24 protein-coding genes are annotated in these 24,190 nt (G+C 71.0%); 17 read left to right on the top strand and 7 right to left on the bottom strand.

Annotation, left to right across the window (positions count from 1 at the left end; translation table 11 throughout):
* Positions 1-57 precede the first annotated feature (57 nt).
* The 4 genes from OG485_RS20835 to ygfZ all read left to right on the top strand — a co-directional run bounded on the left by OG485_RS20835 (position 58) and on the right by ygfZ (position 3,334).
* Positions 58-939: a hypothetical protein gene (locus OG485_RS20835; RefSeq protein ID WP_443048930.1), complete on the top strand. Its 882-nt coding sequence runs from the start codon at positions 58-60 to the stop codon at positions 937-939.
* 263 nt (positions 940-1,202) lie between these two features.
* On the top strand, positions 1,203-1,778 hold the full coding sequence (locus OG485_RS20830) for an FABP family protein (RefSeq protein WP_328669828.1): 576 nt from the start codon (positions 1,203-1,205) through the stop codon (positions 1,776-1,778).
* 76 nt (positions 1,779-1,854) lie between these two features.
* Positions 1,855-2,307, top strand: coding sequence for a Fur family transcriptional regulator (locus OG485_RS20825; RefSeq protein ID WP_328669827.1), 453 nt, complete (start codon positions 1,855-1,857; stop codon positions 2,305-2,307).
* A 61-nt stretch (positions 2,308-2,368) separates the two neighbouring features.
* On the top strand, positions 2,369-3,334 hold the full coding sequence (gene ygfZ, locus OG485_RS20820; protein ID WP_328669826.1) for a CAF17-like 4Fe-4S cluster assembly/insertion protein YgfZ: 966 nt from the start codon (positions 2,369-2,371) through the stop codon (positions 3,332-3,334).
* 3 nt (positions 3,335-3,337) lie between these two features.
* On the opposite strand, the gene dtd is transcribed toward ygfZ, so the two are convergent.
* Complete coding sequence (gene dtd / locus OG485_RS20815; protein ID WP_328669825.1) at positions 3,338-3,763, bottom strand: D-aminoacyl-tRNA deacylase; 426 nt, start codon at positions 3,761-3,763, stop codon at positions 3,338-3,340.
* A 194-nt stretch (positions 3,764-3,957) separates the two neighbouring features.
* On the opposite strand from dtd, the gene OG485_RS20810 reads away from it, so the two are divergent.
* The 3 genes from OG485_RS20810 (at position 3,958) to OG485_RS20800 (ending at position 7,458) form a co-directional block, all read left to right on the top strand.
* Positions 3,958-4,614: an RsiG family protein gene (locus OG485_RS20810; RefSeq protein ID WP_328669824.1), complete on the top strand. Its 657-nt coding sequence runs from the start codon at positions 3,958-3,960 to the stop codon at positions 4,612-4,614.
* A gap of 274 nt (positions 4,615-4,888) precedes the next feature.
* The gene (locus OG485_RS20805) at positions 4,889-5,863 is read left to right on the top strand and encodes an asparaginase (RefSeq protein WP_328669823.1); all 975 of its coding nucleotides are present in this window, start codon (positions 4,889-4,891) and stop codon (positions 5,861-5,863) included.
* Positions 5,864-6,171: 308 nt separating this feature from the next.
* Complete coding sequence (locus OG485_RS20800) at positions 6,172-7,458, top strand: GNAT family N-acetyltransferase (RefSeq protein ID WP_328669822.1); 1,287 nt, start codon at positions 6,172-6,174, stop codon at positions 7,456-7,458.
* A gap of 178 nt (positions 7,459-7,636) precedes the next feature.
* Here the strand turns inward: OG485_RS20800 and OG485_RS20795 are convergent, their stop codons facing one another.
* On the bottom strand, positions 7,637-7,822 hold the full coding sequence (locus OG485_RS20795; RefSeq protein ID WP_328669821.1) for a hypothetical protein: 186 nt from the start codon (positions 7,820-7,822) through the stop codon (positions 7,637-7,639).
* Positions 7,823-8,113: 291 nt separating this feature from the next.
* Between OG485_RS20795 and OG485_RS20790 the strand changes: the two genes are divergently transcribed.
* Positions 8,114-8,947: a winged helix-turn-helix domain-containing protein gene (locus OG485_RS20790; RefSeq protein ID WP_328669820.1), complete on the top strand. Its 834-nt coding sequence runs from the start codon at positions 8,114-8,116 to the stop codon at positions 8,945-8,947.
* On the opposite strand, the gene OG485_RS20785 is transcribed toward OG485_RS20790, so the two are convergent.
* Positions 8,937-9,131 carry a hypothetical protein gene (locus OG485_RS20785; protein ID WP_326786991.1) on the bottom strand — a complete coding sequence of 65 codons (195 nt, stop codon included), beginning with the start codon at positions 9,129-9,131 and terminating at the stop codon, positions 8,937-8,939. The two genes, OG485_RS20790 and OG485_RS20785, sit on opposite strands and share 11 nt — an antisense overlap.
* A gap of 188 nt (positions 9,132-9,319) precedes the next feature.
* Between OG485_RS20785 and OG485_RS20780 the strand changes: the two genes are divergently transcribed.
* The 5 genes from OG485_RS20780 (at position 9,320) to OG485_RS20760 (ending at position 15,271) form a co-directional block, all read left to right on the top strand.
* Entirely contained in the window at positions 9,320-10,204 is an 885-nt protein-coding gene (locus OG485_RS20780) for a GntR family transcriptional regulator (protein ID WP_328669819.1), read from the top strand.
* A complete protein-coding gene (locus OG485_RS20775; protein ID WP_328669818.1) occupies positions 10,204-10,941 on the top strand; it encodes an HAD family hydrolase in 738 nt (245 codons plus the stop codon). Before OG485_RS20780 ends, OG485_RS20775 begins: the two co-directional genes overlap by 1 nt.
* 278 nt (positions 10,942-11,219) lie before the next feature.
* Complete coding sequence (locus OG485_RS20770; protein ID WP_328669817.1) at positions 11,220-12,305, top strand: phosphotransferase; 1,086 nt, start codon at positions 11,220-11,222, stop codon at positions 12,303-12,305.
* A gap of 10 nt (positions 12,306-12,315) precedes the next feature.
* Positions 12,316-12,945: a TetR/AcrR family transcriptional regulator gene (locus OG485_RS20765; protein ID WP_328669816.1), complete on the top strand. Its 630-nt coding sequence runs from the start codon at positions 12,316-12,318 to the stop codon at positions 12,943-12,945.
* A 133-nt stretch (positions 12,946-13,078) separates the two neighbouring features.
* Positions 13,079-15,271, top strand: a complete 2,193-nt coding sequence (locus OG485_RS20760; protein ID WP_328669815.1) for a HelD family protein — start codon at positions 13,079-13,081, stop codon at positions 15,269-15,271.
* Positions 15,272-15,370: 99 nt separating this feature from the next.
* Here the strand turns inward: OG485_RS20760 and OG485_RS20755 are convergent, their stop codons facing one another.
* The gene (locus OG485_RS20755; RefSeq protein WP_328669814.1) at positions 15,371-16,657 is read right to left on the bottom strand and encodes a hypothetical protein; all 1,287 of its coding nucleotides are present in this window, start codon (positions 16,655-16,657) and stop codon (positions 15,371-15,373) included.
* 198 nt (positions 16,658-16,855) lie between these two features.
* Between OG485_RS20755 and OG485_RS20750 the strand changes: the two genes are divergently transcribed.
* From OG485_RS20750 to OG485_RS20740, 3 genes are all read left to right on the top strand, one after another.
* Positions 16,856-17,353 (top strand): helix-turn-helix domain-containing protein, encoded by a 498-nt coding sequence (locus OG485_RS20750; RefSeq protein WP_328669813.1) that lies wholly within the window; start codon positions 16,856-16,858, stop codon positions 17,351-17,353.
* Positions 17,354-17,408: 55 nt separating this feature from the next.
* Positions 17,409-17,996: a hypothetical protein gene (locus OG485_RS20745; RefSeq protein ID WP_328669812.1), complete on the top strand. Its 588-nt coding sequence runs from the start codon at positions 17,409-17,411 to the stop codon at positions 17,994-17,996.
* A gap of 115 nt (positions 17,997-18,111) precedes the next feature.
* Positions 18,112-18,450 carry a DUF2516 family protein gene (locus OG485_RS20740; RefSeq protein WP_326786999.1) on the top strand — a complete coding sequence of 113 codons (339 nt, stop codon included), beginning with the start codon at positions 18,112-18,114 and terminating at the stop codon, positions 18,448-18,450.
* Positions 18,451-18,562: 112 nt separating this feature from the next.
* Here the strand turns inward: OG485_RS20740 and OG485_RS20735 are convergent, their stop codons facing one another.
* From OG485_RS20735 to OG485_RS20725, 3 genes are all read right to left on the bottom strand, one after another.
* Positions 18,563-19,891 carry a PP2C family protein-serine/threonine phosphatase gene (locus OG485_RS20735; RefSeq protein ID WP_328669811.1) on the bottom strand — a complete coding sequence of 443 codons (1,329 nt, stop codon included), beginning with the start codon at positions 19,889-19,891 and terminating at the stop codon, positions 18,563-18,565.
* A 314-nt stretch (positions 19,892-20,205) separates the two neighbouring features.
* Positions 20,206-21,297, bottom strand: coding sequence for a C40 family peptidase (locus tag OG485_RS20730; protein WP_328669810.1), 1,092 nt, complete (start codon positions 21,295-21,297; stop codon positions 20,206-20,208).
* 300 nt (positions 21,298-21,597) lie between these two features.
* On the bottom strand, positions 21,598-22,410 hold the full coding sequence (locus OG485_RS20725) for a class I SAM-dependent methyltransferase (RefSeq protein WP_328669809.1): 813 nt from the start codon (positions 22,408-22,410) through the stop codon (positions 21,598-21,600).
* Positions 22,411-22,665: 255 nt separating this feature from the next.
* Between OG485_RS20725 and mshA the strand changes: the two genes are divergently transcribed.
* Entirely contained in the window at positions 22,666-24,003 is a 1,338-nt protein-coding gene (gene mshA, locus OG485_RS20720; protein ID WP_328669808.1) for a D-inositol-3-phosphate glycosyltransferase, read from the top strand.
* Positions 24,004-24,190 lie beyond the last annotated feature (187 nt).

The raw sequence follows: 24,190 nt of genomic DNA, 5'->3' as shown, positions 1-24,190 counted from the left end.
GAGGTGTCCGCCGAAGCAGCACCGGAAGCAGCTCCGGAAGCGGCTCCGCAAGCGCCCCTGTCGGAGCCGTCGGAAGCGGCAGCCGTCGTGTCCCCGGCCGAACCGCTCCAGGCGGAACCGGCCGAACCGGCGGGGTCGACAGAACAGGCGGATCAGGCAGGACCCCCGGTGAAGAAGGACCGTCGGGTCCTCCGGGCCGTGCTGCGCTGGACCGCGGCCACCGTGGTGTTCGCGACGGCCTGCGCGGCCGCCACGTACGGCATCACCGAGATGCGGCGCACCGACGTCCCGGGCCTCGCGACCGTGTCCGACGGCCGCTGGACCTACCCCGAGATCCAGCTGCCCCCGCTGCCCTCGGGCAGCCCGAGTCCCTTCGCCGAGGCCAACAAGGCCGGCGTGCACTACGCCGACCTGCGCAAGCTGTTGCTGCCCGCGCCCAAGGGCGCGAAGGCAGACAAGGCGCTGAGCGGTGCGGACGGCTGGCTGCCGAGGAAGGACTTCCTCGCCGCGTACGCCTCGAAGGACGACCGCGATCACATCGACCAGCTGCTGACCGACTACGCCCTGCGGCACATCGCCGCCCGCGGGTGGACCACCCCGGACGGCACGCACACCCGCATCTACCTGCTCCGGTTCGACACCGCGGTGGTCGTAGACGCGCTCCAGCGGGACGAGTTCACCAACTGGAACAGCCCGAGCTTCGCGCTGCGAGGCGCGGCCGACGTGCACAGCGACGATAGTTTCCCGGGCATCACCCAGCGCGACAACATCGTCCGCTACGCGTACACGGAGACCAAGCCGTACGGCGCCGAGCAGGTCAGGCAGGCGTACCTGGCGGCCGGGGACACCCTCGGCCTGGTCGTGCAGTCCCGCAAGGGTGCCGCACCCGAGATCCCCTTCCAGCAGACGGTGGTTCTGCAGAGCCAGCTGCTCGGCTGAGCGTGAAGGCCCCGACAGGGCCCACCTGGAAGAGAGCGCCGGGCCCCGGCCGCGTAAGCTGGGGCCCGGCTTTTGTGTACTCCCCCCATCTCGGCTGTGCCCGAGCGGGGACCCCGTTCCGCTCACCGAGGAGCACCGCGTGGAGATCTTCTTCGAAACCCTGCTGGCCCTGGTCTGCGTCGGCGTGCTCGCCTTCGCCGCGCTGACCGTGAAGAAGCTGTACCAGGGCCAGCGCTGACCCCCACCAAGGAACTGTTCAGCTCATGATCGAGATCCCGTCGGACCTCCACAAGGACCTGGTCCCCCTTGTCTTCCTGCTCGGCGAGTGGGCCGGAGTCGGTGTCCACGACTTCCCCGGCTCCGAGAAGTGCAACTTCGGGCAGGAGGTCAGCTTCACGCACGACGGGCGGGACTTCCTGGAGTACCGCTCGCACAGCTGGGTGCTCGACGAGAACGGTGAGAAGGTCCGGCCGCTGGAGACGGAGACCGGCTTCTGGCGCGTCGACGCCGAGCGCAAGGTCGAGGTCGTGATGACCCGCGACGACGGCGTCGTCGAGATCTGGTACGGCGCGCTGGCCGACAAGAAGCCGCAGATCGACCTGGTCACCGACGCCGTGGCCCGCACCGCCGCCTCCGGTCCCTACAGCGGCGGCAAGCGCCTGTACGGCTATGTGAACAGCGACCTCATGTGGGTCGGCGAGAAGCAGACCCCCGAGGTCGAGCTGCGTCCCTACATGTCCGGGCACCTGAAGAAGGTCGTCACGCCCGAGGACGTCGAGCGCTGGGCGAAGGACCTGCCCGACGACATGCCGGACGACGGGATCGCCTTCTTCAAGTAGGAGGCCGCCGCCCGGTCTCCGGCCGCCGTACCGTTCCCCAGGGCGGTGCCCACCGGAATGGTCCTAGACTTCCAGTGTGGTGAGCACCGACTGGAAGAGCGACCTCAGGCAGCGCGGCTACCGGCTGACGCCTCAGCGCCAGCTTGTCCTCGAGGCAGTGGACACCCTGGAGCACGCGACCCCCGACGACATCCTCGGCGAAGTGAGGAAGACGGCGTCGGGGGTCAACATTTCCACGGTCTACCGGACCCTGGAGCTCCTGGAGGAGCTCGGGCTCGTCAGCCATGCCCATCTGGGACACGGCGCGCCGACCTACCACCTGGCCGACCGGCACCATCACATCCACCTCGTCTGCCGCGACTGCACGAACGTCATCGAGGCCGATGTCTCCGTCGCCGCCGAGTTCACCGCGAAGCTCCGGGAATCCTTCGGCTTCGAGACCGAGATGAAGCACTTCGCCATCTTCGGCCGCTGCGCGGACTGCCAGGCCCAGCAGACCCAGCAGAACCGACAGAGCAGGCAGGACTGACAGAGCCGGCAGGACTGACAGAAATAAAATCGGTGACCGCGCGGTCGTAGTGTGTATGTCCATGAAGAGTTCCCTCCTGTCCCTGCCCGGCGCCGTTCCCGCCGAGGGCGTGGACGAAGGCGTCGCCGCCCACTACGGCGACCTGTTCCGTGAGCAGCGCGCGTTCGCCGACGGCGTCGGCTTCGTGGACCTCTCCCACCGCGGTGTCGTCACCGTCACCGGGGACGACCGGCTGGCCTGGCTGCACCTGCTGCTCACCCAGCACGTCACCGACCTCCCGGCCGGCCAGGCCACCGAGGCGCTGATCCTCTCCGCGAACGGCCACATCGAGCACGCGCTGTACCTCGTCGACGACGGCACGACGGTGTGGATGCACACGGAACCCGGCACCCAGGAGGCGCTGGTCGCCTACCTGGAGTCGATGATCTTCTTCTACCGGGTCGAAGTCGCCGACCGCACGGCCGACTTCGCGGTCGTCGAGCTTCCGGCCGGTTCGATCGCCGAGGCCCCCGAGAGCGTCGTCGTCCGCGAGACGCCGTACGGCCGTGATCTCTTCCTGCCGCGCGCGGACCTGGACTCCTGGGCGGAGAAGGCCGGACCGGCCGCCGGACTCCTCGCCCACGAGGCCCTGCGCGTCGAGCAGCACCGGCCCCGCCTCGGCTTCGAGACCGACCACCGCACCATCCCGCACGAGCTGGGCTGGATCGGTACCGCGGTGCACCTCCAGAAGGGCTGCTACCGCGGACAGGAGACGGTCGCCCGCGTCCAGAACCTGGGCAAGCCCCCGCGCCGCCTGGTCTTCCTGCACCTCGACGGCAGCGAGGTCGTCCTGCCCCCGCACGGCACCGAGCTGCGCGTCGCGGACGAGGCCCCCGACGGCCGGACGATCGGCTTCATCACCACATCCGTACGCCACCACGAACTCGGCCCGATCGCGCTGGCCCTCGTGAAGCGCAACGTGCCCGTGGACGCCCCGCTGATGGCGGACTCGACGGCGGCGGCCCAGGAGGTCGTCGTCGAGCCGTAGGGCTCACATCTCCAGGAGGACGGTGAACGGGCCGTCGTTCGTCAGCGAGACCCGCATCCGGGCGCCGAAACGGCCCGTGGCCACCGTGGCGCCCAGAGCGCGGAGCTGGGTGACGACCTCCTCGACGAGGGGCTCGGCCACATCGCCGGGGGCTGCCGCGTTCCAGGTGGGGCGGCGGCCCTTGCGCGCGTCGCCGTACAGCGTGAACTGGCTGATGACGAGCAGCGGCGCGTCGATGTCGGAGCAGGACCGCTCGTCGGCGAGCATCCGGACGGACCAGAGTTTGCGGGCCAGTTGGGCCGCCTTCTCCTTGGTGTCCTCGTGGGTGACCCCGACGAGGACGCACAGGCCCTCACCGCTGATCTCGCCGACCGTCTCGCCGTCCACGACGACGCTCGCGCCGTCCACTCTCTGCACCACCGCACGCATGCGGACCATGATGCCGTGTCGTGGTCCCGTCGCGCGGTGCGGGCCCTTCGCGTGATTTTCCGGGGTAACCAACCCGCCATCTGGGGCTGATCGGGTCACTCGGTCACATAGCGGCCATCTGGGGTGGCACCATGCGGGGTGTTGCGGTCCGGCCGTTGGGCGGACCGCGCCGGTCGAGGGGACGGTAGAGGTACATGAGCACATCGAGGACCGGGCAGCAGACCGGAGCCGTGTCATTGACCCGCACGAGCGCACGGGCGGAAGCGATGACCGCCCGGCCGCCGGTACAGCGCACCGACAGCGGCCCGCTGGCGGCGGATCCGGCCCCGACCGGCGTCACCGTGCTCCGGCTGCCCGAACTGCGGACGCTGCGCCGGGACGCCCAGCGGGACGAGGCCGACCTCAGCTATGTCCGGCGGCTGCTCCAGGGACGCATCGACATCCTGCGCGCGGAGCTCGCGCGCCGCGGGGAGCACCGGATGCCCGCCCCGGCCTCCGGACACCTCTCGCCCGTGGGCCGGGGGAAGCACTCCGTCGTCGAGCGGCTCTCGGAGATCCTCACGGACGCGCCGGCCCGGTACCGCTCCTCGGCCCGCCATGTGACCGTGGGCACGCCGCACGGCGAGGAGTACCGGGCGCTGGCCGCCGACATGCTCGCCGAGGTGGAGCTGTCGGACCTGGAGGCCCGTACGGACGAAGAGCTGGGCGCGGGACTCGGCCGACTCGTCCGTTACGAGCAGCAGGTCTCCCGGCGGCGCCAGCAGCTCCAGCGCACGGCCGACGATTGCAGTGCCGAGATCGCCCGCAGGTACCGTGAAGGGGAAGCACAAGTAGACGACCTGCTCATGTGACGTGGCGGCCCCGGTGATCCCGGGGCCGAGGGGCGCGCCGGGATCCAGGAGGCGCGCTTCCGCTCCGCGCGGGCGGGGGCGCGGTCCGGGACACGACCCGGTGCCCGCCTTCCGAGCGGGTCCCCGTTCCGGAAGGCCACCGCCGATGTCCGCAGCTCCCCGCACGCCCGAAGACCCGCCCATATCCGACGGCACCCCCGGTGCACCGGGTGAGGCCGGTACACCAGGCGCCTCCGGTGCCCCTGGCACGGCTCGTACGCCCGGCGCGGCTCCCGTGTCCGAGGGGACTCCCCGGTCCGGCACGTCCGGGGTGCTCCCGGTGCTCGCCGAGGTCGTTCGCTCTGGCTTCGTCGAGGGGCACCACCGCGGCAGCCTGGTGGTGCTGGCCGCCGACGGGACGGTCGAGCTGGCGCTCGGCGACGTCGCGGCGCCCGTCTTCCCGCGCTCGTCGAACAAGCCCATGCAGGCGGCCGGGGTCCTGCGCGCGGGCCTCGACCTGGCCGGGGAACGCCTCGCCCTGGCCGCCGCGAGCCACTCCGGCGAGACCTTCCACCGTGACCTGGTCCAGAAGATGCTCGTCGAGCACGGGCTGGACGCCGGGCAGCTCCAGTGCCCGCCGGACCTGCCGCTGGACCCCGTCGAGGCCGAGTCCTACCTCGCCTCCGGTGCCGTCCGTGACCGGGTCACCATGAACTGCTCCGGCAAGCACGCGGCGATGCTCGCGGTGTGCGCGCAGCGCGGCTGGTCCACCGAGTCCTACCTCGATCCCGGGCACCCCCTCCAGCAGCTCATCCACTCCGTGGTCGAGGAAGCCGCCGGGGAGCCCGTCGCGGCGGTCGGTACGGACGGCTGCGGGGCGCCCCTGATGGCGATCACCCTCACGGGTCTCGCCCGTGCCTTCCGCTCCTTCGTCCTCGCGGCCCCCGGTTCCGCCGAACGCCGGGTGGCCGACGCCATGCGCACCCACCCCGAGTACGTCGCCGGCACCCGGCGCCCCGACACCTGGCTGATGCGCGAGGTCCCGGGCGCCCTGTCCAAGATGGGCGCCGAAGCCGTCCAGGCGGTCGCGCTGCCCGACGGCCGTGCCCTCGCCTTCAAGATCGACGACGGCGGGGGCCGGGCACTGGGTCCCGTCCTGGCCCGCGTTCTGGGCCTGATGGGTGTGGAGGCGCCGGTGGTGACGAGGATCGGCAGCGCGCCCCTGCTGGGCGGCAGCCGCGAGGTGGGGGAGATCCGGGCGGCTTTCTGACCCGGGGGCGGGTGTGTCGGACCTCGGATCCGTAGGGACTACCGGCCCGGGACCGGGGTGTGTACGGCCGGGGATCCGGGTGGTCCTCCAAGCCCGGGGTCCGGGTGGTCCTCCAAGCCCGGGGTCCGGGTGTGTCCGACCTGGACTCCGTGCGGCCCTCCGGCCTGGGATCCCTGTGGCCCTCCGGCCCGTGATCCGTGCGGCCCTCCGGCCTGCCCGGGATCCGGGTGGGGAGAGGGAGGAGCGGCCGGGAGGGCCGTGCGGAAATCCGCGCGACACCCCGGCCGGGGTCCACCTAGCGTGGCTCCATGACCCCGCATGATGCCATCGACGCCACAGACGCCAGCGACACGATCGACGTACGGCCGATCACCGCCCCCGATCTCCCCGACTGGCTGCGCGCCGTGAAGACGGGGTTCCTGCAGGAGCCGGTCATCTCGGACGAGGACGTCGAGAACCGCAGATCGGCGTTCATCCTGGGCAGGACCCTGGGCGCGTTCGACGGCTCCCGCTGTGTGGCGACGTTCAGGTCGTTCCCGCAGGAGCTCACCGCGGTCGGCGGCGCTGCCGTCTCCGCGGACGCGATCTCCGGCGTGACCGTCTCTCCCACGCACCGCCGCCGGGGCCTGCTCACCCGCATGATGAAGGCCGACCTGGCGGCGGCGAGGGAGCGGGGCGATGTCGTCGCGACCCTCATCGCCGCCGAGTACCCGATCTACGGCCGCTACGGCTTCGGCCCCGCGACCACCACCACCGAGTGGACCGTCGACGTACCGCGCACCGGTCTCGACCCCCGCTGGGCGGGTCCGGCCGACGGCGGCCGTGTCGACCTCATGGACGCCGAGGACGTCCGCAAGGCGGGACCCGAGCTGCACGAACGGTTCCGGCGCGACCGGCCGGGCATGATCAGCCGCGACGCCCGCTGGTGGCAGATGAACACCGGCCTGCTGAGGTTCGGCGGCTTCCCCTGGAAGGAGCCGTTCTACGCCGAGTACCGCTCGGCGTCGGGCGAGATCGAGGGCCTTGTCTCCTACACCTCGGACGACAACTGGGGCGATTCCAACCAGCCTGGCAACACGGCGGAGGTGGACTGGCTGCTCGCGGTGACGCCGGCGGCCGAGCGCGCCCTGTGGAGCTACCTCTGCTCGATCGACTGGATCACCCGGGTCAAGTCCGGCCGGCGCGCCCCCGACGACCTGCTGCCGCTGTTCCTGCCGGACGCGCGTGCCGCCCGGATCACCACGCAGTCGGACTGGCTCTGGGTGCGGATCCTGGATGTCGTACGGGCTCTGGAGGCGCGGACGTACGGGACCGCCGGGACGCTCGTGCTCGATGTGACGGACGAGAGCGGGCCGGACGGGGGCCGCTATCGGCTCCGGGCCGCGTCGGACGGTACGGCGACCTGCGCGCCGACCACCGAGGAGGCGGACCTGTCGCTCTCCATCGCCGATCTGGCGACGCTGTGGCTCGGCGACGAGTCCGCGGTGCGGCTGGCGGCGCTGGGCCGGGTCCGGGAACGGCAAGAGGGCGCCGCCCGTCTGGCCGACGCCCTGCTGCGGACGTCCAGGCGACCGTGGTGCCCGGACATCTTCTGAACTGCGGCTGCCTGTAGGAGCGTTCTCCTTCCCGTGCGGGTGTCGACTGCTGGGACTGCCGATCCGTAGCGATTCAGTTGTGGTGGTGCGGGTTGACGCGGTGGTGCGGACCGACCATGCTCCCGGCTCCCCTCCGGAGGGGAGCGTGGTCAGCCGGACTGGCGGACGTGGCGTCCGCTCAGCCGGACTGGGCGAGCAGCATCACGAGGATCACGGCCCCGATGCCGCTGACGGTGGTGTTCCGGGCCTTGAGCCCGACGGACAGCGCGACGAACGCGATGATGCCCATCGGTCCGTACTCCCATTGGATGAGCTGCTCGAATCCGATGGCCAGGGCGGCGATGGCGAGGGCGATGAGCGGCATGACGGTCCCTCCTTCGGGACGGGGAGGCGGACCCCCGCTGAGGACCGTCCGCCCCGACCACCCGGCATCCAGGCGGAACTTCGGCGGCCAACCCTCCGGAAGTTTGACCATGTTGAGCAAGTTGGCGACCAACTCACTCTTGGTTATCTCCTTGTTGGGACGACTCATAACCACCTGTCCGGCAACTGCCAAAAGATGGCGGGAAGTTGTAGTGTTCTGGTTGTGGAGACGAAGCATGCCGTCGTCAACGGGCGGAACAGGTCACCACGGCCGCCGAGGTCACACCGAGAGGTGGCCGACGAGCTGCGCAGCCGGATCAGGTCCGGTCAGCTGCGGGCCGGCCAGCGCATGCCGACCCAGGCCAGACTGGCCGACGAGTTCGGCGTCGAACGCGGCGCGGTGCGCCAGGCGCTGCGCATCCTCCAGTCGGAGCACCTGCTCGTCAATGTGTCCAAGGGGAGCCCGGCGACGGTCGCGGACCATCCCGAGCGGGCTCTGACCGGGCCGCAGGACAAGCCGCAGTCCACCGTGGTGGCGCTCGCCCCGCGGATCACGGCGGCCTTCGCGGTCCCGCACGTGGAGATCGACGCGCTGTGTCTGACCGCCGTGTCGCTCACCCTCGCCATGGGCGAGCCGTTGCGCGAGATTCACGCGGGACGCATAAAACCGGCCAAGGTCGACGTCCGGGTGCTGCTTCCCAGCCGGGACATCGACCTCGCGTTCCCCGCGCCGGTCGACGGCCTGACGGACGACCGTCCGCGGCGCCGCTGGCTGGCCCAGCGCAATGCCCAGGTGCAGGTGCTGCGGCACAACCTGATGGCGCTGCGCGCCACGCACGCCATCGACGTGCGGGTCTCCTTCCGCGCGCTGCCCTTCACCCCGCCCGTGAAGCTGTACCTGCTCAACGAGACCGAAGCGCTCTTCGCGTACTACACACTCACGCGGCGGGGCGAGGAGATCGACCACGAATACCTGGAGATGTACGACGCCGAAGGTACGCAGTCGATGCTGTTCCCCTTCGGTCAGGGGATGGGACTGCGGGACACCACGTTCGTGGAACAGTCCCACCTCTGGTTCAACGCGCTGTGGGAGACGATCAGTTCGGAACTGCTGATCACGAACTGACGGCCGGCCCCGCCACCAGCAGGGCCAGGACGACGGCCCCGATGGTGCTGCACGTGGGGTTCTTCGCCTTGATCCCGATGGTGAGCAGCAGCAGTCCGACGATGCCCGTCGGGCCGTACCGCCATTGGACGAGTTGCTCGAAGCCGACGACGGAGACGGCGGAGAGGAGGGCGATGGCGGGCATGGTGGTTCCTCCTGCTTCTCTTCGGTGACCTGCTCGGGGTGTTCGGTGCCACGGATGGGTGAGGGGAGGCAAAACTTCCGCCATCTTGGCTAAGTTGGCAACCAACTCTGCTTAGGTTGTCCCCACTTGGTAAGTGTCGATAAACAACTTTCGAGTAACTCCCCAAAGATGGGAGAGAGTTGTACCGTTTGGTCGTGACTCAGGAGAACGTTGTGGCGAGTGACAGCAGCAGAAGGCTTTCGCCCCAGGAGATCGCCGACGTCCTGCGGGAGCGCATCCGCACCGGCGAGCTGAAGGCCGGCGACCGTCTGCCCACCCAGGCGGAACTGGCCGACGAGTTCGGCGTCGAGCGCGGCACGGTCCGGCTGGCCCTGCGCGAGCTCCAGGAAGGCGGCCTGCTCAGCAACGTCAGCAAGGGCAGCCCGCCGCGGATCGCGGAAGTCACTCCCACCCGGAACGGGCCCCAGCCGACCATGGTGGCCCTCGCCCCGCGTATCACCGAGGCGTTCTCCGTCCCCCATGTGCGGATCGACGCGGCCTGCCTCACCGCGGAGACGCTGATGGTGGCGCTCGCCGAGCCGGTCCGCCAGATCCACGACGGAAGGATCCGCCCGGAGCGCATCGACGTGCGGATCCTGCTGCCCAGCCGGGAGATCAACCTGGCGTTCCCCGTCTCCGTCGACGACCAGGGCGACGACGACCCGGTCCACGAACGCTGGCTGATGCAGCGCAACGCGCAGGGCCACGTCCTGCGCCACAACCTCCAGTCCCTGCGCTCCTCCCACGGCATCGAGGTCCATGTGACCTTCCGGGCCCTGCCCTTCACCCCGCCGGTGAAGCTGTACCTGCTCAACGGGTCGGAGGCGCTGATGGCGTACTACACGATCACCAGGCGGGAAGAGGAGATCTCGAAAGACGAGAAACTGGACATGTACGACGCCCTCGGCGCCGAGTCCCTGCTCTTCTCCTTCGAGAAGCGGGCCGGCGGCCGGGACACCGCGTTCGTGGACGAGTCCCAGAAGTGGTTCAACGCCCTCTGGGAAACCATCACCAAGGACCTCAGACTCTCGTAGTGACTTCTGATACGACGCAGACTGATGCGGTGGCGACACAGACGGAGAACCTGCGGGACACGATCACCGGCGCGCGCTTCGTGCTCTTCGACTTCGACGGGCCGGTCTGCCGGCTGTACGCGGGGCACGCCGCCGAGAAGGTGGCCAGGGACCTGGTCGAGTGGCTCGAACAGCAGGGGATGCGCAGGCTGTTGACCCCGGAGGAACGTGAGCACGCCGATCCGTTGGAAGTCCTGCACGCGGTCAACCGGCGGCGTCCGCGCAGCGACCTGGTGGCCGAGCTGGAGGAACGATTCACCCAGCAGGAGCTCAAGGCGGTGGCCAAGGCCTGGCCCACCGAGTACGCCGACGCGGTGATACGGACCTGGAGGGCCGTCGGCGCCCGGCTGGCGATCGCCACCAACAACTCGCCCCGCACGGCCTCCCGTTACCTGGAAGGCCGCGGTCTGGCCGAATGCTTCGCACCCCACGTCTACGGCCGTACCCAGAACCTCGCCCACCTCAAGCCCGATCCGAACTGCCTCAACCGGGCCCTGAACGCCCTCGGCGCGGACCCGTCGAAGGCGCTCATGATCGGTGACGCCCCCTCGGATCTGCACGCCGCCCGGCGCGCCGGGGTCCCGTTCCTCGGCTACGCGCGTCACCCCGACAAGGAGAAACTGCTCCGGGACGCCGGAGCCGAGCATGTGGTGGCGTCGCTGAAGACGGTGCTGCAAACCCTGCGGGGTCAGCTGTGAAGCGCGCGGGCCGTGCCCCGAGGGGGTGAACCGTGTGACCCCCGCGCGGCGGCCCGCGCGAGCCGTAGCCGCTGCTCAGTGCCCGCGTCACGACAGCGGGAAGTCGGGTCTTCGCGTAGCGGATCAGCGCGCTGAGGAGCAGGTCTTCTGGAATTATGCCCATTCACGAGTGGCGACGGAGTACCGTTCTCCCCTCTTTTCTCTTTGGTTGCGGTTGCGTGAGAGAACGGTCAATGTCACCCGAATCGGCTTCCTTGGCTCTGCGGCGAGCCGTTGAGATGAGTGGCGACGCGGGAGTGGTCGAGGGGCCACTCCATGGCTACCACCACGAGACGTATGTCGTTCCGCTGCCGGGCCGGCCGGGAGAAGCCGAACCGGTCCGCTGGAAATGCCGGGAACCGCGTCCTGGGCTGCTGTGGTTCGACCGGCGATGTTTCGCGTCCGAGGAGGAGCTGCTCCGCGCGTTGCAGGGGCGCATCGAGGGCATCCCCGACCTGATCCAGGCGGGCTCCGCCGGTCTTCAGCGGTTCATCGAGGGCGAGACGCTGGGGACCCTGTACGGATCCGGTGGCGGGATCCCCTCGTCCCTCCTCGGGCAAATCGTTTCCCTCTTCGGGCAGTTGGCCCGAGTAAGACCCGATTCCCTGACGGCGGAACGGACGTGCACATCTGTTTACCGGGCTGCGGAGGGAGACAGCGACGGCTTTTTGGAGCGGCTGATCCTGTTCACGGAAGAGGAGGTGTACCAGCGGAATATGCCCGACTTCAAAGGCCTGTTCTGCGACCTCGGACTGGACGAGGTCTCCTTCGAAAAGCTCCGTGAGTGTGTGTCGGGACTGACCCGCCGCCCTTTCCATCTGCTGCACGCCGATCTGCACCGCGAGAATTTCGTGGTCGACGGAATGGGCCGGCTCTGGACGATCGACTGGGAACTGGCGATGTTCGGAGACCCGCTCTACGACCTGGCCACGCACCTCTACCTGATGCGGTACCCCCGGGACCAGGAAGACCTGATGGTCGAGCAGTGGTGCGAGGCCGTCGAGAGCGAGAGCGTCGTCCCCGGCAGTTCGGACGGCTGGGAGAAGGACCTTCCCAAGCTTCTCGACTTCAAGAGGGCCCAGTCCGTCTTCACCGACGTCATCCGGACGGCCCTGTCGCTGGAGGAGGAGGAGCGGACGGCCGACGCGAGTCTCCTCGCCCGGGCGGGCGACAGGATCCGGCAGGTGCTGAGCGCCGCGACGGTGCCGCTGGGGATCAAGGTCCCGGCCGAGGAGAGCGTCACGGCCGCGTTGGGTCGTTGGTGCGAAGAACGGGCGGAGAGCGCGGGAGTCATGGCCGGGGCCGCGGTCCCCGGTGGTGCGTAGGCTCGTGACCATGAGTGACACCGGACTGCGCGAACGCAAGAGGCGGCGGATGTACCAGTCCGTCTCCGACACCGCCATCGGCCTCTTCCTGGAGAAGGGGTTCGACGCCGTGTCCGTCGCCGAGGTCGCGGCCGCCTCCGAAATCTCCAAGCCGACGGTCTTCCGGTACTTCCCTTCCAAGGAGGACCTGGTCCTGCACCGTTTCGCGGACCACGAGACCGAGGCCGCGCGGGTCGTCGAGGAGGGCCGGGCGGCCGGCCGGTCCGCGATCGACGCCCTCCGCGAGCACTTCCTGGACGGTCTGCGCAGGGAGGACCCCGTCACCGGGCTCAACGAGCATCCCGGCGTTCTCGCCTTCCACCGGCTGCTCTACGGGACGCCGTCGCTGGTGGCGCGGATGTACGGGTACCTGGAGCGGTCCGAGGCCGCGCTCGCCGAAGCTCTCGCGGAGCCGCTGGGCACCGGGCTCGACGCACGGCTCGCCGCCGGACAGATCACGGCCGTACGCCGCATCCTCGCCGAGGAGAACCTGCGGCGGATCGCGGAGGGGGAGCGGGTGGCCGCCGTACGGCCGGACGCGGTGGCGGCGGCCGAGCGGGCCTTCGCGCGGCTCGCGGCCGGGTTCCCCGGGCTCGCCTGACCCCGGGATCTCCGGATCCCCGGGTTTGCCTGGTGGGGCGGCCGGGGGTCTGTTCAGGGGTCTGCGGAGCCACCCAAGGTGTGACCAGGTAAAGAATGTTACTTGGTTAAGTTATTCCGGTACCCTGGATGGAATGACGCCACCCGACCCCGCCCGACGGCCTGCCCCGGACCTGCCGCTCGCCCGCTCCCTCTCCCGTGAGCGCGCCTTTCACGACACCTGTCGCGCCGCCCTCGCCGCGATGGTCGACGGCGCCGAGGAGCAGGTCGTCACCGGTGAGGACGTCTCCGCGTCCGGGGCCGACGCCGAAGTGCTCGGGTATCAGCTGCGCAGCCAGGCCAAGGAGATGCGGGAGCTGCCCCAGGGGCCCCTGTTCTTCGGCCGGCTGGACTTCCAGGACTCGGTGGCGGCGGCCGGCGACCACGCCGGGCAGAGCTATCACATCGGGCGGCTGCGGATCAGGGAACACCCCGCCGCCCCGCCCCTCGTCGTCGACTGGCGGGCCCCCGTCTCGCGCGCCTTCTACCAGGCGGGCGCCCGCGACCCCCAGGGCGTCGCCGTCCGCCGGCGCTTCGGCTGGGCCCCCGGCAGCCGCGGCGACTCCGCCGACCTCACGGGTCTTGAGGACGAACCCATCGGGATGGAGAGGTCCTCGCCGGGAGCGGTTCCGCCGGAGCCGACCGGAGCCGGAGCCGCCGGATCCAACTCCGACTCCGACTCCGACTCCGACTCCGGGGCCGGGGGCGGAGGCGGGGAGGGCCGGGCCGTGCTGAGCGGGACCGGTCAAGGGAGTTCGATCCTCTCCGAGGAGATCGAGCGCCCCCGTGTCGGCCCCATGCGGGACATCGCCGCCACCATCCAGCCCGAACAGGACGATCTCGTACGGGCCGATCTGTCGGCGTCGGTCTGTGTGCAGGGCGCCCCGGGCACCGGCAAGACCGCCGTCGGCCTGCACCGGGCCGCCTACCTCCTCTACACCCATCCGCAGCGCGTCCGCCGCGGCGGCCTGCTGATCCTCGGCCCCAACCGCACCTTCCTGTCGTACATCGCGGAGGTCCTTCCCGCGCTCGGGGAGACCGGCGTGCGCCAGTCGACGATCGGCGAGGAGATCGCCGGCCGTCCGGTGACGGGCGAGGACGGCGAACGAGCCGCGGCCGTCAAGCACGACGCCCGGATGGCGCGGGTGCTGCGCCGGGCGCTGTACGGGAACATCGGCGTCCCGGCCGAGGACCTCGCCGTGCCGGACGGCACGTACCGCTGGCGGGTCCCCGTCGCCGTACTGCGCCGCATCGTGGACGACGTACGAGCCGAGGAACCGCCGTACGCCGTCGGGCGGGAGCGGGTGCGGACACGGGTCGTGCGGTATGTGCGGGCACGGGCCGAGCTGCGGGCCGGGCCGCAGACGAACGCCTGGGCGCAGCGGATCTCCAGGGCCCGGCCGGTCGGCGCGTACGTCGACGTGGTGTGGCCCCGGGTGCGCCCCGAAGAGCTGCTCACCCGGCTGCTCGGCGACGCCGAGGCGCTGGAGCGGGTGGCCGAGGGGATCCTCGACGCCGAGGAGCGCAAGGCGGTCCTGTGGGCGCGGCCGCCGCGGTCGTGGAAGTCGGCGCGGTGGTCGGCCGCCGATCTGGTCCTGCTCGACGAGATCGCCGGGCTGATCGAGCACCCCGAGGGATACGGCCACTTGGTGATCGACGAGGCGCAGGACCTGTCGCCGATGGAATGCCGGGCCATCGCACGGCGGGCCTCCTTCGGGTCGCTGACCGTGCTCGGGGACCTCGCGCAGGGCACGACTCCCTGGGCGGCACGGGAGTGGGGCGAACTCCTGGCCCATCTGGGCAAACCGGAGGCGGCTGTCGTCCCCCTGACGGTCGGGTTCCGGGTGCCCGGGGTCATCGTCGAACTCGCCAACCGGGTGCTGGAACGCCTGGACGTGGGTGTCCCGCCGGCCCGGTCCCTGCGCGGGGACGGCGCGTTGAGGATCCGGCCGACCTCCGACCCGTCGGCCGAGACCGTCGCGGCCGTACGGGAGGCGCTCGCGCACGAGGGGTCCATCGGGGTCATCACCGCGGACGCCGACGTCACCGAGGTGCGGGAGGCGCTCGGCGCCGCGGGGATCCGCGCCGCCGGAGCCGATGAACCGGGCGCCCGGATCGCGGTGCTGCCCGCGAGTCTGGCCAAGGGGCTGGAGTACGACCATGTCGTGGCCGTGGAACCGGCGGCGATGGCGGAGGCCGAGGCGCGGGGCCTGCACCGGCTCTACGTGGTGCTGACCCGGGCGGTGTCGCGCCTGGACGTGATCCACGCGCGCCCGCTGCCCTGGTGACCCTGCCGCGGTACTACGGCGCGAGCGGGACAGGCCGACGGCCGGTGTCCCGCTCGGCCCGTGCGGCGCGCACACCCTCGGGCGTGCGCGCCGCACGGCTTACCGCCGGGCCGCGCGGCGGCGTACGAGCAGGACCGCGCCCGCACCGGCGGCGACGGCCGCGGCCGCGGCGCCCGCGAGGGGCAGTGCCGGGCCGGAACCGGTGGCGGCGAGGTCACCGCCGGTGGTGGCGCTCCCCGAGGATCCGGTGGCCGAGGAGCCGCCGCTGGTGTTCGCTCCGCCGCCCGTGGTCCCGGATCCCCCCGTCGTCCCGCTTCCGCCGGTGGAACCCGAACCGCCCGCGGAGCCGCTTCCGCCGGTGGACCCCGAACCGCCCGTGGAGCCGCTTCCGCCCGTCGAACCACCGCCCTCGACGTCGAGCAGGATGTCGGCCTTGTCGTTCGCCTTGTTCACGTCGTACGGGCGGGCTTCGGAAGTGAGGGCCACCGAGCCCTTGGCTCCCGCCACCGCCTTGTTGATCTTCAGTTTGAAGGAGTAGGTGTTCACCTGGTCCTCCTCCACCCAGTCCTGCGCGATGTTGCAGGAGTAGGTTCCGACTGTCGGGGTGTCGCAATACTGGAGTCCCTTGACCACGGTCGTACCCGCGGGAATTTTGATCAGGGTCCGGGTCGGCACCAGGTCCGGCATGCTCAGCACCCACGCGGGGCCGGCGTTGGTGAACTTCACCTTGGCGTCGACCGTGTCCCCGACCCGGCCCTTCAGTTCCGTTCCGGACACCTGGAAGTCGGCCGTGTTCACCGTGTTCACCCGCACCCGGGCCCTGACGGAGCCCTCCGAGCCACCGCCGGGCAGAACGGAGCCGGGCCGCGCCACCAGCTTCGCCGCGGGAGCGGTTCCGCGTACGGGCCTGCGGGCGTATTCGTCGCCGCCCTCGTATTCGTAGTCCCAGACGACGACGTCGAGTTGGTCGTACAGCGCCCTGTCGAGAGCTTTGAAGGGCAGCTTGTCGGGGGCGTAGACGACACCGGGCTCGACGGTCTGGTCGAACTCGCAGGTCAGAAGGGTTCTGGGCGGCAACTCGTCGTACTCGCCGATGTTCCACCGCACGCAGTTCGAGGGCACGTCGGCGAAGTCCAACCCCTTGGTGACGTAGTACCACAGATAGATCTTGTCCAGCGCCTTGGTGCCCGTGGTGCCGAAGGTGACCGGCGCCTCGAAGGTGCTCCCCGGCTTCACTCCGTCGATCGGTGCGGTGTTCAGCACCAGCCCGGTCCCGGGGCCGTCGGCCATCGCGGAGGGAGCGCTGCCCAACGTGATCAGCGCGCCGGCGCCGATGATGCCGACGGCCGTGCGGAGTGTGCGGAGGCTGGGCCCGGAGCGGAGCATACGGTTACCTCTGGGTTGAAGTGGCGGGTACACGCGGTGAATTGCGGGTCGCAAGTCCCGGACATCAGACACGCGCAGAGGTCGAACGGTTGTACTGGCGCCGTCATGATCGGCCGAGGGGCCACGTCCTTCGTGGCGTGACACACTTTTGCAAGCATGTGCTTGCAATAGTTAGCGACGATGGGGCAAGGTGGAGGCATGGCATCGCTCAACGTCGGCAATCTCGGCGAGTATCTGCGGGAGCAGCGGCGCAGCGCGCAGCTGTCGCTGCGGCAGCTCGCCGACGCCGCCGGGGTGTCCAATCCGTATCTGAGTCAGATCGAGCGCGGGCTGCGCAAGCCGAGCGCGGAGGTGCTCCAGCAGGTCGCCAAGGCCCTGCGGATCTCCGCCGAGACGCTGTACGTGCGGGCCGGCATCCTCGACGCCGAGCGGGACCGCGACGAGGTGGAGACGCGTGCCGTCATCCTCGCCGATCCCACGCTGAACGAGCGGCAGAAGCAGGTGCTGCTCCAGATCTACGAGTCCTTCCGCAAGGAGAACGGATTCGAGATCGCACCGGCGGACGAGACCGGTCACGGCACCGACGCACCCGAGACTCAGGACATACCGGACGCCCAGCCTCCGCAGGACACCGCCGTCCGCGGCCCCCGCAGGGCCGACGGCAGCGATGCCGGTCCGCAGCAGACCGCGAGTTGACCGCATGCGGATCACACAACCCTCAGCTGAAAGCGATTACGGGAGGACCATCGTCATGGCCATCACCGACGACATCCGCAAGGCCGCCACGGACCCGACCCCGCTCTACTTCCTCGCCGGCACCGCCGACCTGGCCGTTCAGCAGGCGAAGAAGGTCCCCGGCATCGTGGAGCAGATCCGCGCCGAGGCCCCGGGCCGCATCGACACCGTGAAGAACATCGACCCCAACGCCGTCCAGGAGAAGGCCACCGCCCGCGCCAAGGAGGCGCAGGAGACCCTTCAGGCCAAGGTGACGGAGTTCCTCGGCACCCTCGACACCGACCTGAAGAAGTTCGGCGAGTCCGCCCAGGACTTCGCCCTGCGCGGTGTCGGCGTCGCCGCCGAGTACGCCGTCAAGGCGCGGGAGACGTACGAGAAGGTCGCCGAGCACGGCGAGCAGACCGTGCGGACCTGGCGCGGCGAGGCCGCCGAGGAGATCGAGGACTTCGCCATCGCCGTCGAGCCGAACGCCGAGCCGGTCGAGGTCAAGGAAGAGGTGAAGCCGGCGGACGCCGCCGAGGACACCTCCTCCAAGAAGACCCCGGCGAAGAAGACCCCGGTGCGCAAGCCGGTCGCCAAGAAGACGGCTCCGCCCGCGAAGTAGGCGAGCGGGGCGACACCACTTCGCCTGACGCGGACGGGCCGGGCACTCTCCGAGTTCCCGGCCCGTTCTCCGGGTACGGTGGCCGTAGAGACGACTCGAACAGGCGGTGGGCATTGTGCTGATGACGGCATTCGGCGGTCTGATGTGGCTGATCTTCACAGCCATACTCGTTCTCGCCGTGGTGGCGCTGGTGATGGCCGCGATCGCCCGCGAGGACGCCTATCGTGCCGCCGACAAGCAGAACAAGATGTTCTGGCTGATCATCCTCGGTGTCACCGTGGCGGTGAACCTGGTGGTGCCCTACCTCTTCCTGCAGCTCGCGGGCCTGGTCGCCACGATCGTCTTCTTCGTCGACGTCCGCCCCGCGCTGCGGCAGGTGTCGGGCGGCGGCCGGGGCCGCCGTGGCGGCAGCAGCAGCGACGGCCCGTACGGCCCGTACAACGGCGGCAGGTAGACCACCCCCGCCCGGCGGGGCGCCGGGCATGGCCGGACCCCGGTCACGGAACACCCGTGGCTATCCCGGGCACGGAACACCCGTGGCTACCCCGGCCGCGGGACACCCGTGGCTAAGGAGTCCGGTCCAGCAGCAGTACCGCCACGTCGTCCGCCAGTTCCCCGCCGTTGAGTTCGCGCGCCTCGTTCACCGCCGCGCGCAGCAGGTCCTCGCCCTGGAGTCCCTGGGCGAGCTGGCGGCGGACCATGTCCACCATGCCGTCCAGGCCCAGGCGTTCCTTGCCCACGCCGGTGTGGCCCTCGATCAGGCCGTCGGTGTAGAGCATCAGGCTCCACGCGGCACCCAGCTCCACCTGCATGCGCGGCCAGCGGGCGTTCGGCAGCAGACCGAGCGCGGGGCCGTTGTTGTCGTACGGCAGCAGCTGGGCGGGCCGGCCCGGACGGGCGATCAGCGGTGACGGGTGACCGGCCAGGCAGAGCCCGGCGCGGCGGCCGTCCGGCGCGATGTCCACGGTGCACAGCGTCGCGAAGATCTCGTCGTTCTCGCGCTCGTGCTCCAGGACCTGCTGGAGCGTGGACAGGAGTTCGTCGCCGCACAGGCCCGCGAACGTCAGGGCGCGCCAGGCGATGCGCAACTCCACACCGAGCGCCGCCTCGTCGGGTCCGTGCCCGCAGACGTCGCCGATCATCGCGTGCACCGTGCCGTCGGCCGTGCGCACGGTGTCGTAGAAGTCGCCGCCGAGCAGCGCGCGGGAGCGGCCCGGGCGGTAGCGCGCGGCGAAGCGCAGCGGGGAGCCCTCCAGCAGCGGGGTCGGCAGCAGGCCGCGCTCCAGGCGGGCGTTCTCCTGGGCGCGGAGCTTGGACTCGGTGAGCCGTCGTTCGGCCTTGTCGGAACGTTTCCGCTCCACCGCGTACCGGATCGCGCGGCTCAGCAGCCGGCTGTCCAGCTCGTCGCGGAACAGGTAGTCCTGGGCGCCGACGCGCACCGCCTCCGTGCCGCGCTCCGCGTCGCCGGACGCGGTGAGCGCGAGGACGGCGTGGCCGGGCGCGAGCCGCAGGACGTGCTTGAGCGTCGCCAGCTCGTCGGCGCTCTCCGCCGCACGGCCCGGTGCGGGCAGCGCGAGGTCGAGCAGGATGCAGTGGACGTCGTCGGTGAGCAGTCGCTCGGCCTCGGTGAGGTTGCGGGCGGTGCGGACCCGGACCGGCCTGCCGGCCGCGTCGAGTATTTCGGGCACACCGAGCGAACCCGCCGGGTCGTCTTCGATGACCAGGAGAGTCAGATGGGTGGTGCCGGTGATCGGGGTCGTGGTGCGGGCTTCCGGTGTCGTCCCGGCGGGGCCGCCGGTGGTGTCGCCGGATGGGCCGCCGGGTGAGAACACGTCTTGAGCCTGACCACTCTCCACGGCCGGGATCGCTCTCTGCCGCGGTACGGGTACGGGCATCGTCTGGGTTCCTTCCCTCCCCCCGAGGGCGTGGTGGGGCGAAGGACCTCGACCCACCGACGGGGACCATAGCGCCCGCCGGTGCCGCAACGGAATGGCGTACGGTGCGGTGCCGGGCGAAGGGTCACCGTCATATGCCGCATCCCGTAACGCACTTGGACAGGACGCGGTTCCCCGGGGGATGACGAAGGTCACGTCCCCGGCTCCGAGCGGCCGGGGCAACCGTGCGGTAGGTCACGTGCGGTGCGTCACGCGTGTGCCGTCACGCCTGACGGCACACCCCGTTCGCGGCGCTCCGTGCCTGTTGGGGCGTCCTACGCGTCCGGCCGTACGACGCCCAGGATCTGCATCGAACCCGCGCCCGTGATCGTCACCGTGCGCCCGGGGCGAGGGGCGTGCACGAGCGCGCCGTCCCCTATGTACATCCCGACGTGGCTGGCGTCGTCGAAGTAGATGATCAGGTCGCCGGGGCGCATGTCCTTGATGTCGATGTGCTTGAGCTGCTTCCACTGCTCCTGCGAGGTGCGGGGGATGGGGTGACCGGCGGCCGCCCAGGCCTGGGAGGTGAGCCCCGAGCAGTCGAACGTCTTCGGGCCCTCGGCGCCCCACTCGTACGGCTTGCCGATCTGGTCGGTCGCGTACTTCACGGCCTTCTTGCCCTGTTCGGAGGCGTCGCTCTTGATGTCCGAGAGGACGCCGGAGCTCAGCCAGACGGACTGCGCCTGGTGGGCGGCCTCCTCCTCCAGCTTCGCGAGCCGCTCCTTCTCCTTCTTCTCCAGCCGGGACTCCAGCTTCTCGGCGTCGGAGATCCGCTGTTTGATCTTCTTCTTGGCCTCGGCCCGGGTCTCGCGGTCGGCTTCCAGCTTCCGCCACTGAGTGGAGGCGTCCTTCGCGTACTGCCGCAAGTCCTCCTGGGTGCGGGCCATCTCGCCCATCAGTCCCTTGGTGGCGTGCTCGCCCTGCCGCACCCGCCCCGCGCCGTCCAGGAACTCCTGCGGGTCGTCGCTCAGCCACAGCCGCGCCTGGGGCGGCAGCCCGCCGCCCCGGTACTGGGCGCGGGCCGCGGCACCCGCGCGGTCCTTCAAAGCGTCCAGCTTCGCCTGGCCCTTGACGATCTGCCGGGCCAGCCCGACGATCTCGGCGGACTGCTTCTGGACCTTCTCCTCGGCCGCGTTGTAGGCGTCCGTGGCGACCGCGGCTTCGTGGTAGAGCTTGTCGAGCTTCTTGCGGACCGCTTCAAGGTCCTTGTTGCTCACGGGTGTCGGGGCCGCCGTGGGAGTCCTCGTCGACGTCGGCTTCGGTTCCGGGCTCGCGTAGGCCGTCCCCGCCGACGCCAGCACCACACAGGCACATGCGCAAGCCAGGGCCATGGCCGCCGTGGTCAGGCTCCGCTTGCCGGATCCCATTTCTCCGCCCCCCACCTGATTTACCGTCAGTAACATACGGATGCCTGAGGGATCGTGCCATGTCGGCGCGCAATGCGACAGAGCCGGGCAAGAACTCCCTTCCCGTCGCGCGAGCGGCAGGCAGGAGCTCCCTCCCCCTCGCGCACGCGGCAGGCAGGAACTCCCTTCCCCGCGGCTCGCGTCGGCATGACGATCTCATCCCCCCGCCTGTGTGACGAGCGACTCACCGAGATCGTTCCCGCCGGTTCGCGCACCGGTCGCCTCCCGGTCGCCGCGGCGGCTCGCCGGGCCCCTGCTCCGTCAGGCGCGGGGCGCCAACGCCTCCCAGCGCACCGTCACTTCGCCCTGGCGCCAGCGGGCGATCCCGTCCACGACCGGCCAGTCGGCCCTCAGGTCGCGGACGGTGCGTATCCAGCGCTGCCTCGCGCCGTACGCCGCGTACGGCGCGGCGGCCGCCCAGGCGCGGTCGAAGTCACGCAGGAAGGAATGCACGGGCTCGCCCGGCACATTGCGGTGGATGAGGGCCTTCGGCAGCCGCTCGGCCAGGTCGGACGGACGGTCCAGGGAGCCGAGCCGGGTGGCGAAGGTGACCGTGCGCGGGCCTTCCGGGCCGAGGGCGACCCAGACGTGCCGACGGCCGATCTCGTCGCAGGTGCCCTCGACGAGCAGTCCGCCCCGGGAGCCGGGGCCCGCGGGCGCGAGCCGTGCGCGGAGCCGCTGCCAGACCTCGGCGACCTGCTCCTCGTCGTACTGGCGCAGCACGTTCGCCGCCCGGATCAGCTGCGGCCGGCCCGGCACCGGGACCTCGAAGCCGCCGTGCCGGAACGCGAGGCCCTCACGTTCGTACGGGCGGGCGGCGGCGACCCGCGCGGGCTCGATCTCGATGCCGAACACGTGGGTGCGGGGCGCGGCGGTGCGCAGCCGGGTCAGCAGCTCGACCGCGGTCCAGGGCGCGGCACCGTAGCCGAGGTCCACCGCCACCGGTTCCGGCGCCCGGCGGAGCTCGGCGCCGTGCACCGCCGCGATCCAGCGGTCCATGCGGCGCAGGCGGTTGGGGTTCGTCGTCCCGCGCGTCACCGTGCCCACGGGCCGGGACGCTGCGCGGGTTGTCATGCGTACGAGAGTAGGCGGCCCGGCGCGGACCCGGTGACCCTGTGGGCAACCGACGGGCGCCCCCGCCCTGCCTGTGGAAAACCCCGGCGGATCCGGACGGACAGGGAGGCAGACGCCTCCCGTGGTCGAACGGTTGAGCGATATGGGGTAATGATTCGGCAAAGGGGAAATGGAGCGGACACCTCCGGCGTTCTCCCCCCTGGAGGGCGTGACACGTCCTCCGTCCGGCATGCCCGCAGCAAGGAGGACCGCCACGTGAGCCAGTACGTCAGCAGGCTCGGGCGTCGCTCCCCGGCGGGGGCCTCGCGGCTCAGACTGCACCGCAGGCCCCGTCGAGTCGCCATGCTCTCCGTGCACACCTCGCCCCTGCACCAGCCCGGCACGGGCGACGCGGGCGGCATGAACGTGTACATCGTCGAACTCGCCCAGCGGCTCGCCGCGATCAACATCGAGGTCGAGATCTTCACGCGGGCCACGACCGGGGCACTCCCGCCGGCCGTCGAGCTGGCACCGGGCGTCCTCGTCCGGCACGTCGACGCGGGCCCCTACGAGGGCCTCGCCAAGGAAGACCTCCCCGCCCAGCTGTGCGCGTTCACCCACGGCGTCATGCAGGCCTGGGCCGGTCACCGCCCCGGCTACTACGACCTCGTGCACTCCCACTACTGGCTCTCCGGCCACGTCGGCTGGCTGGCCGCCGAACGCTGGGGCGCGCCCCTGGTGCACGCGATGCACACCATGGCCAAGGTCAAGAACGCGGCGCTGGCCGAGGGCGACACCCCCGAGCCCGCCGCCCGTGTCATCGGCGAGACCCAGATCGTGCGCGCCGCCGACCGCCTCATCGCGAACACCGCGGAGGAGGCCGACGAGCTCGTACGCCACTACGGGGCGGACTCCGGCAGCGTCGCCGTCGTCCATCCCGGGGTCAACCTCGACCGCTTCCGGCCCGCCGACGGCCGGGCCGCCGCCCGCGCGCGGCTCGGCCTCCCGCAGGATGCCCTGATCCCCCTGTTCGCGGGCCGCATACAGCCCCTCAAGGCCCCCGACGTGCTGCTGCGCGCGGTCGCCGTCCTGCTCGACGAGCGGCCCGAGCTGCGCGGCCGGATCGTCGTCCCTGTAGTGGGCGGTCCGAGCGGCAGCGGACTCGCCAAGCCCGAAGGCCTCCAGAAGCTCGCCGCGCGGCTGGGTATCGCCGACGTCGTACGGTTCCGGCCGCCCGTCGGCCAGGATCAGCTCGCGGACTGGTTCCGGGCCGCGTCGGTGCTGGTCATGCCCTCGTACAGCGAGTCCTTCGGACTGGTCGCCATCGAGGCGCAGGCGGCCGGTACGCCGGTGCTCGCGGCCGAGGTCGGCGGCCTGCCGGTGGCCGTACGCCACCAGGAGACCGGCTTCCTCGTACAGGGACACCATCCCGCCGACTACGCGCGCGTGCTGGGCGAGTTCGCCGACGACGAGACCCTCGTGACCCGTATGGGGGCCGCCGCGGCACGCCACGCGGAGCGCTTCGGCTGGGACACCGCGGCGGCGGCGACGGCGGACGTGTACACGGCGGCGACACAGGACCACCGACGCCGCCTGCGCGCGCACCACGCCTGAGACCGGCGGCGGACGCGCCACCCCCGGTATCCGTCCGCAGGGCTACCACGCCCGACAACCGTCCGCGGAGGCACCACGTCCGGTATCCGTCTGCGGACGCGCCACGCCCGACAACCGTCCGCGGAGGCACCACGCCCCACGTCGGCTCCCCGCGTCCGACCAGGCGCGGCACCCCCGACGCGGGTCA

Source organism: Streptomyces sp. NBC_00328, assembly GCF_036139655.1.
GTDB lineage: Bacteria > Actinomycetota > Actinomycetes > Streptomycetales > Streptomycetaceae > Streptomyces.
This window is presented reverse-complemented; position numbering and strand designations above follow the sequence as displayed.

Coding starts and splice junctions, on each gene's coding strand:
- OG485_RS20830 (WP_328669828.1), top strand. CDS start 1,203: ATGATCGAGATCCCGTCGGACCTCCACAAGGACCTGGTCCCCCTTGTC.
- ygfZ (WP_328669826.1), top strand. CDS start 2,369: ATGAAGAGTTCCCTCCTGTCCCTGCCCGGCGCCGTTCCCGCCGAGGGC.
- dtd (WP_328669825.1), bottom strand. CDS start 3,763: ATGCGTGCGGTGGTGCAGAGAGTGGACGGCGCGAGCGTCGTCGTGGAC.
- OG485_RS20810 (WP_328669824.1), top strand. CDS start 3,958: ATGAGCACATCGAGGACCGGGCAGCAGACCGGAGCCGTGTCATTGACC.
- OG485_RS20800 (WP_328669822.1), top strand. CDS start 6,172: ATGACCCCGCATGATGCCATCGACGCCACAGACGCCAGCGACACGATC.
- OG485_RS20795 (WP_328669821.1), bottom strand. CDS start 7,822: ATGCCGCTCATCGCCCTCGCCATCGCCGCCCTGGCCATCGGATTCGAG.
- OG485_RS20785 (WP_326786991.1), bottom strand. CDS start 9,131: ATGCCCGCCATCGCCCTCCTCTCCGCCGTCTCCGTCGTCGGCTTCGAG.
- OG485_RS20770 (WP_328669817.1), top strand. CDS start 11,220: ATGAGTGGCGACGCGGGAGTGGTCGAGGGGCCACTCCATGGCTACCAC.
- OG485_RS20765 (WP_328669816.1), top strand. CDS start 12,316: ATGAGTGACACCGGACTGCGCGAACGCAAGAGGCGGCGGATGTACCAG.
- OG485_RS20760 (WP_328669815.1), top strand. CDS start 13,079: ATGACGCCACCCGACCCCGCCCGACGGCCTGCCCCGGACCTGCCGCTC.
- OG485_RS20755 (WP_328669814.1), bottom strand. CDS start 16,657: ATGCTCCGCTCCGGGCCCAGCCTCCGCACACTCCGCACGGCCGTCGGC.
- OG485_RS20750 (WP_328669813.1), top strand. CDS start 16,856: ATGGCATCGCTCAACGTCGGCAATCTCGGCGAGTATCTGCGGGAGCAG.
- OG485_RS20745 (WP_328669812.1), top strand. CDS start 17,409: ATGGCCATCACCGACGACATCCGCAAGGCCGCCACGGACCCGACCCCG.
- OG485_RS20735 (WP_328669811.1), bottom strand. CDS start 19,891: ATGCCCGTACCCGTACCGCGGCAGAGAGCGATCCCGGCCGTGGAGAGT.
- OG485_RS20730 (WP_328669810.1), bottom strand. CDS start 21,297: ATGGGATCCGGCAAGCGGAGCCTGACCACGGCGGCCATGGCCCTGGCT.
- OG485_RS20725 (WP_328669809.1), bottom strand. CDS start 22,410: ATGACAACCCGCGCAGCGTCCCGGCCCGTGGGCACGGTGACGCGCGGG.